Below are 14,156 nucleotides of genomic sequence, written 5' to 3'. Positions count from 1 at the left end.
CTTATTCATGTCCACAATGACTTCACAATCGATTGAATCACAAGACTCGAGTGCGAATGAGTACGCAAGTCGAAATAGAAAACGCCTGTTATTAATCAGCTATCATTTTCCTCCTGTCGGAGGCGCTGGAGTTCAGCGGCCCGTCAAATTCGTGAAGTATCTACGACGTTTTGGCTGGGACGTAAGTGTATTGATGGCGGCCAACCCTTCAGTTCCCGTATTCGACAACAGTCTGCTTGTCGACATTCCTGAAGACACACTTCTGGAACGAGCCCGAACATGGGAACCAAATTATGCCCTAAAAAAGAATGTGGCAGCTCAAAAATCAAACGGACAGCGAACCGGCTTGCTGACGCCCGTTAAATCAGCCTGCCGCAAAGCGATGAAAGCGGGTGCTGGATTACTCCTACAGCCAGATGCACAAATCTTGTGGTACCCTAATGCGTTAAAAGCAGGAAAAAAACTACTTAGGAACCTGCCTCATGATGCGATTATGGCCACTGCCCCTCCCTACTCGAACTTAATCCTCGCTAAAAAACTGAAACAAATCTTTCAAATCCCCTTCGTTGCTGACTTTCGAGATGAATGGGATCTAAGCAGTAAATATCTGGAAAACCATCAACAAGATCGTATTTCAAATCTGATTCAAACGCGCTTACAAAAATCGGTTATGAAAGCCTCTGATGCCATTGTTGCGACAACCCAGGCCAGTACAGAACGTCTTTTGAGCCGCGCACATCAGTTTGGAACAGATGCGATTGGAAAATGCATTTACAACGGATTCGATCAGGACGATTTTGACCTTCTGGAAGAATTGGATCAGCCCCAGAGATCTTTGGATACACCAAAACAATTTCGTATCGTTTATACAGGAACACTTTGGAATCTGACCACTGTGGAACCTTTGGTAAAAGCCATTGAATCAATTCATCAAGTGAATCCCGAACTTCTAAACAAGCTGGAATTCCAGTTCATCGGCAGAAAAACTCCAGAACAATTGACGCTACTCGAACGAATTCATCAATCAGCCTGTACTCTGGTCACCGAAGAATATTGTGCTCATCAAGAAGCATTGAAAAAAATGGGAACAGCGGATGCGCTCTGTTTGTTACTAAGCGATGTTGAAGGGGCAAATCGTGTTGCACCGGCAAAATTATTCGAGTATCTGGCCACCAGGCGTGAAATCTTAGCAATCACCCCGGCTGGTGAGACAACTGATATTTTAAACGGATTCTGGCCATCAGGAAATTTCAGAGCCGATGATACTGAGGGAATCGCACGTTGGTTAACAGAACGTCTAAATAGTCAGACCGCTTCTTCTATCTCGAACCCTGAAAAGATCAACCAATTTAACAGGGAATCTCAGGCGGGGGAATTGGCAGAGTTATTAGGTGAGCTCGTTCAGAATCACGCCTAACTCCCTGATCAGATAACATGAAGTTGGGGCAATCTAGACAGTTAAGTGAGAATCATATGAATTTCTGGGAAGATCTCAAAGCAAAATCAGAATGGTGTTATGGAAATGTTTCCATGCGCACTATGCTGAAAACGTGCCTCACCGATGGCACAATGGCTATGCTCTGGTATCGACTGATGCAGTGGTCCAGTCATTGGAAACTAACTCCTTTAGCCATGATTTTCAATAAATGTAACGCTATTTTCTGCCAGTGCATCATCGGACGGAGTGCAGAATTTGGTCGCCGTTTTGTCATTATTCACAGCCAGGGAATCGTAATTAATAGCTCAGTCACTGCCGGAGATGACATCAAACTGGAACATCAGGTGACGATTGGAGCAGAGCGTAATATTTCTCCAACTCTCGGTTCAGATATTTTTATCGGTGCCGGTGCAAAAATTATCGGCCCGGTTGACGTTGGATCGCACTCAAAAATTGGAGCCAATGCCGTCGTTGTCAAAAACGTGGCACCACATACTACGGTTGGAGGAATTCCAGCTCGGGTTCTGAAAGTTCACTCTGAAAACCTACCAATCAAGCAGGAAAACGACATACGATCAGAGGAAGATCCTACATATACTCAGTATCAGAAAGGATCGGTACTATGATGACCTTCTTTATGGAATTCCTGTTTTGGACATCCCTCTCTCTCATCGTGTATTCTTATGTAGGATATCCGTTGATCGTCTGGTTTTTATCTCGTCGACGAAGACAAAATAATCTCAATCAGTCCATTGAAGAGAAAAAAACAATCGATGCGAATTCCCTGCCATCTGTAACGGTAGTGATTGCCGCTTATCGTGAAGAATCTGTTATTCTGGAGCGGCTTAATAATCTGGCGAAAATTGATTATCCGAGCGATAAATTTGAAGTCTTGATTGGCTGTGATGGCAACTTAGACCTGACGGGGGAACTTGTCAGTACGTATGATGATGACCGCATCCGGCTGATCCAGTTTGAAAAACGCCGCGGTAAAGCATCGGTTCTTAATGATTGTGTTCCTGAAGCAAAAGGAGAGATTATTGTCTTTTCCGATGCAAACACAAAAATGGACCCACAATGTATTAAACAGCTGGTGAAACATTTTCAGGATGAGGACACGGGATGCGTCTGCGGTCAACTCATCCTGGAAGATGCAGTCGCGGGTAATAATGTCGATGGAATCTACTGGAAATACGAGAACTTCCTGAAACAGTGTGAAACCAAACTTGGCGCCGTTCTGGGAGTGAATGGCGCCCTGTACGCACTCCGAAAAGAACTCTATACGCCAATTCCACCAGAATTAATCAATGATGATTTTCTCATTGGAATGCGGGTCCATCTGGCTGGCCAACGTGTCATTTATGAGAAGTCAGCCTTTGCAACTGAAGAAACCGCACCTTCGGTTCAGGCAGAATTTCAACGACGAGTCAGAATCGGCACGGGAGGTTTTCAATGCTTGAAACACCTCAAAGGGCTCCTGCATCCGAAATATGGATACATTGCTTTTGCTTTTTGGTCACATAAAGTGCTGCGTTGGTTTTGTCCGGTCTTTATGCTGATCGCTTTGCTCACCAACATTTATTTATTCAATTATGAATTCTATCAGTCGACTTTGATTTTACAGGAACTATTTTATCTATCAGCACTGATCGGTATCCATTTTGTGATTCGCGGGCGACATTCTAAAATCTTTCGAATTCCGGGTATGTTCGTACAAATGAATTTTGCTCTGGCAATCGGCCTGTTTCGTTGCCTCTTCATACGGCAAAACGGCACATGGGAGCGAACTGAGCGAGAGCAATCCACACCATTACCAATTGAAGAATTAAATCCGAAAGAAGCAGGCCTTGATCCCATTGAGACGGAATCTTCTCATACAGCCTTAATTCAAACTACGAAAAGCTGATCTGTTATGTCATCACTTCTGTTATCCGTTATTTCAATTTGCTTACTCGTATTTGTGAGTAGTGTTTGTGCTCTTTTTCTCATTATTCGCTCGCGCAATATGCAATATTGGCTTCCCAGCTATTATCGGTTGAAAAGAAGGAAAGAGTCAGTAGCTTTCACTCCTGAAAAGCCACGGCATATTTTCATCGCTGTCTGTGATCATTTCGAACCGGAATGGGGAAACCCTGTTAAATCTGAAGCATTGGCCCGCGTTGATCGCTGGTGCCAGGAATACCCTGCCCGCTTTTCGAAGTTCAGCGATTCTCGCGGCCAGGTACCGCAGCATACTTTTTTCTTTCCACAAGATCAGTACTCCCCAGAGTATTTAGATCGTCTAGCTGAACTCTGCAAGCAAGGCTATGGTGACGTTGATGTGCATTTACACCATGACCAGGATACAGCGGAAGGCCTCCGTCAAAAGATGAATGAGTTCCGAGAGACTCTTTATCATCGACATGGACTCTTAAGAAAAGATCCACTGACGGGAGAGATCGTTTATGGCTTCATCCATGGGAACTGGGCTTTGTGCAACTCCCGCCCAGATGGGCGATGGTGCGGCGTTGATAACGAGATTGAAATCCTACTGGAAACAGGTTGTTATGCCGACCTGACAATGCCTTCTGCCCCCAGTGATACACAAACTCAAATCATTAACAGTATTTACTACGCAAAACACCGACCGAATGAGCGTAAATCTCACAACCAGGGTACTCTGGCTCGCGTAGGCCAATCACCCGAAGATAACAGCCTGCTAATGATTCAAGGTCCCTTATGCCTTGACTGGAATCAACGCAAATGGGGTTGTTTACCACGCATTGAAAATTCCGATCTTCACGGTGGCCGTCCTGCCTCACTGAAACGATTTCAACACTGGCTTTCAGCCGACGTACACGTCGCTGGTCGTCCTGATTGGACATTTATCAAACTCCACACACATGGTGCCAAACCGGGGAATATTGATACTCTGCTCGGACCGGAAACAGAGGCGTTCCACTCTGCATTAAAACAAGAGGCAGCCCGACACCCGGAATGGAAGTATTACTATGTCACTGCCTGGGAAATGGCTGCACTCATCCATCAGGCAGAACAAGGAATCTCTGTTCCAGATTTCGAATCGATCCTTACTGATACATTTCGAGAGTCCAAAGTGCTGACCTAAGACAAATACAAACTGTTCTCGAACATTAATCGAGAACACCACAAACCATTTGTCCACATCTTGCTATTAAAGATCATTTAATCCAGTTAGGCTATAAAGACTGCATTCAAAACTATTTTGCTGACAATCGCTAAGTCGACCTCCAATCAACTCAGATTCGCATTGACCAATTTTTTGAGATTTGTCAAGATCACGATGAAGGAGTGAAGCACACTATTTTCTCCTTCATTTTCCAATTACTTATATCTGGGCAGCTTTAAATGACTTTCTGTCCTAATACTGATTCCTTTCTCTGTTGTCTGTATCGAGATCTGTCAATACTTCAATGAATCCACTTTCACCTCTCAATCGCTGAGACACAGCGTACAACTACTGACGAAGACGCTGCCAGTAGTAATTCAACAGGAATGAATTCAGGCTCATCATGGTTTCAAGGAGGAAACAAAATGAGTGTCACATTAGTGCATACCGGCATATCACATACTCGTACTGAGTATTGTATTTGGGAGGCACTGAATCAGGCTTGGCCCAAGGCATCGACTATCGCCCGATTTGGCACCGGTTTCTCTTCTGAACAATCGCCTGATTTCACCCAGTCAAACTTAATCATCAGTACGAGCCTGGAAGCTGCTGCATCTGTTCAATGCAATGCAGACCAATTACATCTGTGCTATCTGGAACCACATTCCAGCAACCAGTCTCCTATCAATCAGCAATTGGTAAACTCTTTAACCGAAGTCGAATTTGTTGTTCCAACCAAGACAATTCAGAACTTGAATCGTGATCGATTTACTTCATTCGTAAAACCTCCAGTCGATACCGATTTTTTTTGCTCCGGCTCTGAAAAACGAAGCTCATTCTATCTCCTGATTGTAGATGGAGAATGGTCTGCAGAAGATCAGCTGGCAGTAGATGCCTGCAAAGAATTAAAGCTGAGCTTATCGATTATTGGCATTGCTGAAGAGCAGTTGCCTGCGAACTTACATAAAGAACCACATGTTGAAATTATCGGCCCTGTCGACGACCAGATGCTACGAGAACAATATCGACTCTGCTCAGGAGTAATCTGTCCACGCGATGTTGACTTCGACCTTTCTGCCATAGAAGCACAAAGCTGTGGTACACCCGTCGTCATTTATGCCAACTGTGAGGCAGCCAACTCTGTTGTCTGCTTTGAACAGCATGGCCTGGGCAGTGGAATCTACTTCGATGAGAAAAGCGTCAAATCGCTTGTCTCTGCCCTACAGGAATTAGAGCTGCGCCCTCAACGTTGTCAGGCGGTGATCGGTTGGTGTTGTGCCGCTCAATACTCATACCAACAATTCCAGATTTCTTTTAATAAAGCAATTACAAAAGAAATCACCTACCGGCTCAAGACAGTAAAGCAGCCAGTTCAAATAGAAGATCAGCAGGACGAAGAACCGCCAGAACAACGATCCGCTGCCTGAAGTTGTTACCTCAGCCCTTCCAGGTATTTGAGTCCGGTTGTATTTACAGCGATACTCATCGTGTGCTTCAACCTATCAGTAAATGCAAATACTTTACCTGCTTTACCATCACAATTCTGATCTGAGAAGTCCTGAACAGGATCACTACCAGCTCGACGATACCCTTCTTAGCGGAAAAATGCGTTTTACTCTTAGTCGCTCAAGCCCGCTTACATTCACCTAAATCAATGGCCGCAGGTGTGATAATTTAGACATTTTACACAAAGAGTTCTATTTGGGCCTGTGAATCGAATGAATAAGAAAAACCATTCCTCTGATTCGTTTTTTGCGTCTGCAATAGCAATGGTCTTTCAGAAAAAAATAACAATAAGAGTAAAATAACCTCAAACACTTGCGCATTAGAAATCCTCTCAAACTCACTTATAGATAAAGAGTTACAATCAGTTAAGCATACACTGATATAAATAGAAAAAGCGAAGCCGATTGAAATGCATAGCATGTTGCAAAAGCTTAATTGCGTTATGAACGCAACTTGACATCTCCAACAAAATCCCATTCATCCTATTTTCACAATTCTCTCTATTCAACATAAGTAGATCGCGCTTACTAATTATCATGATGCAATCATTCCGACTTACGGCACACTCTGGATTCCAGAATAGAAGAGGCCGATATCTAAATAACAGTGAGTGAAAACACTTGTCATATTAAATAGACGAGCCATCTTGGGCTACGACTTAAAAAAGTAATTTGATTGTCATACAAGGATGTGGGCACGTTTATGTCAAACCAAACATTCGAATCGATGGAAAAACGAATTCAAGAGTTGGAAACACAAGTTGAAGACTATCAAAAACAATTAATACACGCCCAAAAAATGAGTTCTGTGGGCGCCCTAGCGTCTTCAATTACTCATGAGTTCAATAATATTCTCACCACTGTCATCAACTATGCAAAATTAGGATTACGACACAAAGAAGAAGAGCGCCGAGAAAAAGCCTTTACTAAAATATTATCTGCAGGTCAACGTGCTGCCAAAATTACAACTGGTATGCTTTCTTACGCTCGTGGAAGTGAAAGTCGCCAGGAACCGGCTGATCTCCTCCTGCTGGTAAAAAGTGTCATTGCACTAGTTGAGAAAGACCTTCAGATGAATCGAGTCAATTTACATACTCATTTTGAAGCGAATCCGGAAGTCGTATTAAATCCGAACCAGATTCAACAGGTCCTTGTCAACTTAATCGTGAATGCACGACAGGCAATGCCTTCTGGTGGTAGACTTGATTTAGCTGTTCGACTTAATCAGGAATCAAATTTGGCAGAAGTCATTGTTCGTGACAGCGGAGACGGAATTCCTTCTGAACAATTGCATGAGATTTTCAACCAGTTTTACACAACAAAAGAGGCTGATGAAAACGGTCAGGGTGGAACTGGGCTGGGACTCTCTCTCGCGAAAGAAGTAATGGAAGCTCACAATGGCAGAATCCGCGTGGAAAGTGCTGTTGGAAAAGGGACTGCATTTACTCTGAAATTTCCACTCTCTCCTGCAGCAATTGAAGCCGCTTAGTCTCGTTTGAGTCAATCTCTGCAGAAAAACAACAGAGGCGGTACTGATCGAAAGATTTTTCCGTGTTTCCATTGAATTCCGTAAAGCGTTAGACTATATACTTTTATTCCAAAAGCCGGAGTGGCGGAATCGGCAGACGCGCTGGATTCAAAATCCAGTGAGGGTAAACCTCGTGGGGGTTCAAGTCCCCCCTCCGGTACTGAAAAACAAGGGGTTTTCATCATTCTGATGGAAACCTCTGTTTTCGTTTAGGACATATTTGGGGCAGGTGGGCACTTGGGATGGTTCTTTCCCTGACGCCCTTCTCTGCACCAGAAATCCGTGCTCCGAAATCTCCTATTCTTCCCATGAACCCAATGCACCATCTCTCGAAGGTTACAATAACTGCTTCATAATACCTTCACCACCCTACGTTTGAAAAACTGAAATTTCGCATCAATAAGCTGATCTCCACCTGATTCCATACCACATGAAATGTCATGACACCTCCCATGGAATGCATTTGAAGTTGACCTGACAGTACGACCGCTGTGAGGGCTGGTGAGAGAAACCCTGGGTCGTTGGCCTGAATGGGCAGCTCGCTTATTGAATTGTAATCTGTGCGACGGCGTTTTAGCGTACGGTGCGAATGGATTCCTATTTTCGCGTAAATTCAGAATACAATGAAACGGAATCTTGACACGGCGTAATCATGGGGTCTCTTCGTTATCATCGGCACTACATACGAACTCAGAACTTGATCGTGACCGCGCAGTAGTCTTGAGTCGTGATCGCTGATGCTCCATTGAACCAATCAGTGAACTGGTTCCGATCAACCCAATCGCCAACAGCTTCGACCACTGCCCTGCCGGCAACACCAAAAGTCCCGCCCCCGCCACAGCCATCACGAACGAATACAACTTCCCCGTTGTTCGCGAGCGTATTCCTGAGCTTACCACATGGATACAGAGAAAAAACCATAATACAGGATAGAACCACGGACTATAAGCAAGCTCTAACCCGGAAAGGCCCACAGCACTGAAGTAGGCGGCCCAGCAAAAAGGACATTTGGGAAAGAACGCAACTGCCGCGGGTGGCAGTATTGAAAGCAGCCCCATGAAAAACCGTCGCAAGTGACTTCGCGCATGACTAATGTTTTTTCGTTGAACCGATTCACAGCCCTCGGCGTGGTCCACCGCAAACTCGATAATCTCTTCTTCGTCCCATCTCATCCGCTGGAACGTGGCCACAATCTCGCCGCTCCTATCGAGAACAAATGCCTCGATTCGATGACGGTTGATCAACGAACCAATGAAGTTCGAGCCGGAACGAAAGTACTTTCGGACCGTCTCCATACCGCGAATACAACGCAATAGTTTCGTGTGTGAATCGAATTCAATCCCACGATCTGCACCGTAAACCCGAATACGAGTAGTGTCATCAAACTCAGGGTCGTAAGTAATTGCGGCGACACGCACTGGTCGCTGTAAGTCACGTTTCTGTAAAATGCGCTGAATGTTCGCAAGCTTCGCAACTGTTAGAGAGCATTTAAACGGGTTATCGCAGCGTGTGTAGAAGAATGCAACGATAGAGGATGTACCTCTAAAGTACTCTCGAAAGCCAAAGACTGAACCGTCTTGGTCTTCAAACAACACAGCCCCCAACGCGGCTTCATTGACTTGTCGGCCTGAGGGGAGTGAAAACCTTCCGAAAATTTCTGGAATTTCACAGCAACTGGTACTGTGCGAGTCTGCTCGCAATGCCAGGCGACTCACGATCTCCTGATGACAATCCGGTAGACCACGAAGAAACGTCATCTCATCGTTGGTCAGCATACCCGCCCCATGCCACTCCAATGATTCAAGAATCTCTGTGACCGCCGTGCGGCTCTCATCCTCGGAATACTCACCATATCGCTCATAATTAACTGGCTCATCGTGATAGCGAATGTTCTCAATTGCATGTACCAAGTAGCGGGCAAAAGTACGTTCTTTCGATGGATAGGAACGCAATGCAACCGCAGCCGCCGCGACAAGATAAGGTTCAATACCGGTATCAAGTTCTTCGATCACGTAGATCAACGATCCATGGCAGAGTCCAATACGGCCAAGTCCGACCAGAATCCAAGCGCGCATCCGCGCCGTCGCGGCAGTGCTCTTCTGCGAATAAACAGGGTGCTCTTCGGATAACAACTCGGTGAGCCGTGGAGTGTCAGCTGCTATAATTAGGCAGTCGACAGACTCAACGAAATCCGCTTCTGTCGCACTCTTCGTAAGAGCAATCGCAGTCACTGTGAACCTCCTAATGCCAATTGCTAGTCGTTATCACCAAAGCGTTTCAGGAACGCACTCGCTCGTTTCTTAACTTTAGATGAAGCCTTCGTTTTCAACTCTCGAACATGATCGACGAGCTTGCCATCCTTATCCGACAGCTTCTCATTGAAATAGGTAAGTGCGCTTAAACACGTCGCATGCAAATTATCGGAATCCGTTTTGTCGAGTACGATTTGCTTCGCTTGTCTGTAAAGCGTCTTCGGCTCAAGTGAATGCAGTGCTGCAGCGCAAATCTGGCGCACCTCAGTTGACTCGGCCTTGTCGCGAAGCACTTTCGAGAAAATCTTCACTGCCTTTGAATCAGATGAGAGCAGACGAAGTGCCTCACGTTTTGCCTCTTTGCTGGGTGGATCATCGAAAATATGACGGGCGACATCGTATGCATCGGCATGGGAATCATAAGCAAGAAGCTGGAGGGCTCGCTCGGGAGCGATCTTTGCTTTATTCGGATCCTTCAGACCTTTGATGAGGTTCCGCTGGACCTGACCATCCTGCTGGGCAGCGAGGATTTCAAAAGCCTGCTCACGAAGAGCTTCGTTTTCGTCCTTTGCAACTTTCCGTAGTGCAGCCACGTAAGCTGGTCGGCTAGACTCAAAACGCACAACGCTAAAGCTTGCCGCCTGTAGTGTTCGAAGCGCCTCTTCACGCACCTCAAATTCCTCATCGACATCAGTCAGTATGTTGATAACCCCCTCAAGCGCTGACTTCTTGTCGCAAACCGCGATCGACATCTCAGAGAGAGCCTGAATCCGATCATTAACCGTCTTCTTCCTGTCCTTCACTAAGGCAAGTACCTGTTTCGTTGTGCGCGGCGTTTTAGTCTTTTTAGCCATGGATTTCTCCGTTGTTAGGATTAGGCAAATGGAACATCTTCGTAGTCGAAGCCGAGGCGATTAATAGCCGACACCCGGCCCTGGTAATCGAGAGTCTGGTCGACCCGCGGCGATGGACCCGGCGCTGTGACGATCGGCGAACTCGCAAGATCTCCCCCCGGTGCGACGGGAGGGCGAGGGTTTCCAGTGACGCCATTCCATGGCCACATTGTGTCTGTCAGATTGTGTCCGATCTGGCGTGAGGGTAACGGTCGGTTGTCATAGGAAGCACTATGAGAAGCATCAAATCGACGACTGTCTTCATGCTGCCACATAGCCCAGAGACGATCGACGTTGCAATGCAGCAAAAAGAACAATGGATCCCGTGGAGCTGTGGCGGCATTAGAAACGAAACCACGGAAACTTGTATGGGCTCGATTGTGCGGATTGAACTCCATATCACGGAACATCTGGTAATTTAGCCCCAGGCCTAAAGTTTCGTCCTGGTTCAACAGACCTGGTGGTGCCACGGTTCGAGAGAATCGCAATCTGCGTTCGATTCCAGTGACAGTCCCCGTTCTCCAGAAATTCATAGGATGGCCTGAAGCGAACCGTACGAACCCGGAGCCATCGGGGGCTCCGAGAAAATTTTCGGTAAAGATGTTCGGAGCAGGCTCATCGAACTTCCAATATGGTAGAGCGACGGATGGATCAATCGCCTGAAGTTCTCGTTCGAGGTCAAGTAAATAGTTTCTATGCCAGGCCAAGAACCCAGCTGCACCATGGGCCTGCCCCAATCCACCACCGAAATGCATTTCTCTGAAGTCAGTGAAGCGTCCCAATCCGCGGTCGTTGAGTGTCGCCATCGCGTTGATGAATCGATCTCGCTCGCCAGCCCGCAATTCGTTAGCGTTCTTTCGAACACGAACCATTACCCGAATCCTGATTGGGCCTGAGTTCGATCCATTAACCTGCCCCTCGATCGTAACATCGCCGTCTTGTCTGCTTGGCCTACTGAACTCCCCTGCGACGAAGAATGTTTCCGACAAACCAGAAACTGGCACGGGAAAACTCAGTGTCGTTGAGAAGGCTCCGGTTGTCCCTTTGCGGAAAACCACTGCTCCCCCCGTGGCCGTTGACCTCCCGCTTAGTGTAACGTTAACAGTCGGACCTGTTGCACCGGCGGGGTCAGTAACCCGAACACGGCAGGGCGTTGGTGCCCATGAAAGATAGCGACCACTGGAGTCATTAGAATTATTAACCTCGATAACGATACTCATGCTGCCCTCGCTACTGTATCGGTCATCATCTATACAAAGATGATATATGAGAAAATCTTTCTGGCTGCAACAATCAACCTATTGAAGTATTCCACTTTATATTTTTACTTGAGTTGGTATCATAATCAGATTCCCACTTGGCCATGAGAACAAATGATAACGTTATTGTAAAAAATCACAACAACAAATCTGTTATTTAGTACAGAGAGATGCAACGAGTCTTCAAAATTGCCTACCTTGGTGAGAATAAAATCCGATTTTGTTGCAGGTATTTTTAGTTCTTTCTTCCAAACGATTGAGTAAATCAGTGTTTGCCCGAAAGTACTGTTTGTAATCGTGTTCCTCACTTATTTATGAGAATCCGTACTCAATTTCAAGATGCGAGAACAAATAGAATCTTAATCGGAATTGGTGACAATTTTGGCATCTGAAACGTAATATCAATAGATCTCAGACCAAGTAATATTCCGGTGTAAATTCCTGTGACCAATCTCATTGAACCTAAAACACAATGATTCTCAACAATGCATGCGTCGGATTCAAAATCCAGTGGGGGTAAACCCCGTGTGGGTTCGAGTCCCCCCTCCGGTATTCATCTAAAAAAGGACCTACGTCATTGAGGCGTAAGTCCTTTTTTGCTAGCTGTAGAGTAAAGTTCTACATTTTTCAGAACTCTCTTTCGGTCGCTGGAGTGGCAGAATCACCGAGTGAATCCGCGAATTCTATTTCCTGACCTACACTGACTACATATTGATTTCGTAACCCTTACGGTTTTCTCGTGTGAGGAACGAATTCGCTTGGGTATCATCAATAATTTCTCGCTTAACGGGATCCCATTTGAGTTGACGGTCCAGACGCATGGCGATGTTGGAGAGATGACAGATTTCAAGCATACGATTATGCGACCAGACATCGGAAATTGGTTGCTTGCGAGATTTCATACCCTCGATAAAGTTGGCAGTGTGATTCGCGCTGACTTTGCCACCATAAACCTCTTCGATAGCCCCTTCTGGCAATGGATTGTCTTTGAGATTGTCAACAGGCTTTCCAACAATCTTACCTCGGTTAACAAAGAACCGACCTTTTGTGCCTTCGAAAAGAATGCCGTTGTCACCTTCGCTGGTGATAATCATTTCTACATTGTTGGGCATATCTACTCCAATTTTAAACTTGGTAGCAGCATTGTACTGGTCATTGACCACAGGATGTCCATCCTTATATTCCACTGGCAACGAAAATTCGAGCGGCGTTACCTTACTCGGCCCCGTGTCGCTGGCACCAAGAGCCCAGCAGGCAATATCAACATGATGTGCACCCCAATCGGTCAGTTTTCCACCGGAGTACTCGTGCCAGTTTCGGAAGGCATAGTGACAATTGCTGTAAAGCGGGACACCACCACCGTACCCCCTACGCATTTTAGGTAAAGCTCGGTAATCAACTTTTGGGGCCGGTCCCAGCCAAAAGTCCCAGTCAAGTTCTTTAGGAACTGGAGCAACTGGTATCGTGGGTGAAGCTGACATACTGTTGATCCCACATGTCACTTTTTTAACCGTACCAATGCGTCCATCTTTCACCAGAGCAACGGCCTGTAGAAACCGCTGTGCCGATTCAGATCGCTGCATCGTGCCAACCTGGAAAACACGGCCGGTTTCCTTAACGACCTTTTCAATCAACTTGCCTTCATCGATCGTCAGAGTCAATGGTTTTTCACAGTACACATCTTTTCCAGCATACATCGCTTCGACCGCGATTTTCGTGTGCCAATGGTCGGGCGTGGCGATCATAACAGCATCAATATCTCTTCGGTCGAGGACTTTCCGATAGTCTTTATAGGCGTCTGGTTTCTTACCTTGTTTCTTTTCTGTTTTTTTTACGTTGGTCTCAAGGACATTCGAGTCAACATCGGCAAGTGCAGCGAAATCAGCAAAGCTAAACGACTTCGAAGTAATCGCCCAGCCCTGGTTTCTCAGTCCAATGGTCGCAAAGACCGGACGGTCATTGGGTGACTGGTATCCGAAAGCACGATTTGCGGAGGGGCAAAAAAAAGTGGCAGCCCCAGCGAAGGCAGCTCCCTGAAGGAAATTACGGCGCGTTATTTGTCGAGATGTTGACATCGATTGGAATCCTCTTGATGGAAAAATTCAGAAGTAATGGAGTCAATAGCGCGCTGGCATCATTCGGCGCACCTGGCGG

Annotated in this window: 10 protein-coding genes and 1 tRNA gene; 7 read left to right on the top strand and 4 right to left on the bottom strand. The window is 46.0% G+C overall.

Annotated elements, in window-relative coordinates:
* Positions 1–7: 7 nt before the first annotated feature.
* The 7 genes from V144x_RS13410 (at position 8) to V144x_RS13380 (ending at position 7,758) form a co-directional block, all read left to right on the top strand.
* Positions 8–1,417 carry a glycosyltransferase family protein gene (locus V144x_RS13410; protein ID WP_144985663.1) on the top strand — a complete coding sequence of 470 codons (1,410 nt, stop codon included), beginning with the start codon at positions 8–10 and terminating at the stop codon, positions 1,415–1,417.
* 56 nt (positions 1,418–1,473) lie between these two features.
* Positions 1,474–2,064, top strand: coding sequence for a serine O-acetyltransferase (locus tag V144x_RS13405; protein ID WP_144985662.1), 591 nt, complete (start codon positions 1,474–1,476; stop codon positions 2,062–2,064).
* Positions 2,061–3,344 (top strand): glycosyltransferase family 2 protein, encoded by a 1,284-nt coding sequence (locus tag V144x_RS13400; RefSeq protein WP_144985661.1) that lies wholly within the window; start codon positions 2,061–2,063, stop codon positions 3,342–3,344. The genes V144x_RS13405 and V144x_RS13400 overlap by 4 nt, the downstream gene beginning before the upstream one ends.
* A gap of 6 nt (positions 3,345–3,350) precedes the next feature.
* Positions 3,351–4,544: a hypothetical protein gene (locus V144x_RS13395; RefSeq protein WP_144985660.1), complete on the top strand. Its 1,194-nt coding sequence runs from the start codon at positions 3,351–3,353 to the stop codon at positions 4,542–4,544.
* Between the two features lie 446 nt (positions 4,545–4,990).
* Positions 4,991–5,992, top strand: coding sequence for a glycosyltransferase (locus V144x_RS13390; RefSeq protein WP_197998913.1), 1,002 nt, complete (start codon positions 4,991–4,993; stop codon positions 5,990–5,992).
* Positions 5,993–6,773: 781 nt separating this feature from the next.
* Positions 6,774–7,559: a sensor histidine kinase gene (locus V144x_RS13385; RefSeq protein WP_144985658.1), complete on the top strand. Its 786-nt coding sequence runs from the start codon at positions 6,774–6,776 to the stop codon at positions 7,557–7,559.
* A gap of 114 nt (positions 7,560–7,673) precedes the next feature.
* Positions 7,674–7,758 (top strand) — tRNA-Leu (locus V144x_RS13380).
* Between the two features lie 490 nt (positions 7,759–8,248).
* On the opposite strand, the gene V144x_RS13375 is transcribed toward V144x_RS13380, so the two are convergent.
* The 4 genes from V144x_RS13375 to V144x_RS13360 form a co-directional block, all read right to left on the bottom strand.
* Positions 8,249–9,829 carry an SCO family protein gene (locus tag V144x_RS13375; protein ID WP_144985657.1) on the bottom strand — a complete coding sequence of 527 codons (1,581 nt, stop codon included), beginning with the start codon at positions 9,827–9,829 and terminating at the stop codon, positions 8,249–8,251.
* A 23-nt stretch (positions 9,830–9,852) separates the two neighbouring features.
* On the bottom strand, positions 9,853–10,704 hold the full coding sequence (locus V144x_RS13370) for a HEAT repeat domain-containing protein (RefSeq protein ID WP_144985656.1): 852 nt from the start codon (positions 10,702–10,704) through the stop codon (positions 9,853–9,855).
* A 20-nt stretch (positions 10,705–10,724) separates the two neighbouring features.
* Entirely contained in the window at positions 10,725–11,963 is a 1,239-nt protein-coding gene (locus tag V144x_RS13365; RefSeq protein WP_144985655.1) for a tyrosinase family protein, read from the bottom strand.
* Positions 11,964–12,706: 743 nt separating this feature from the next.
* Entirely contained in the window at positions 12,707–14,077 is a 1,371-nt protein-coding gene (locus V144x_RS13360) for a Gfo/Idh/MocA family protein (RefSeq protein WP_144985654.1), read from the bottom strand.
* Positions 14,078–14,156 lie beyond the last annotated feature (79 nt).

The sequence above is a fragment of the Gimesia aquarii genome, from assembly GCF_007748195.1.
Lineage (GTDB): Bacteria > Planctomycetota > Planctomycetia > Planctomycetales > Planctomycetaceae > Gimesia > Gimesia aquarii.
The sequence above is the reverse complement of the archived record's forward strand: the minus strand, read 5'-3'. Positions and strand labels throughout refer to the sequence as shown.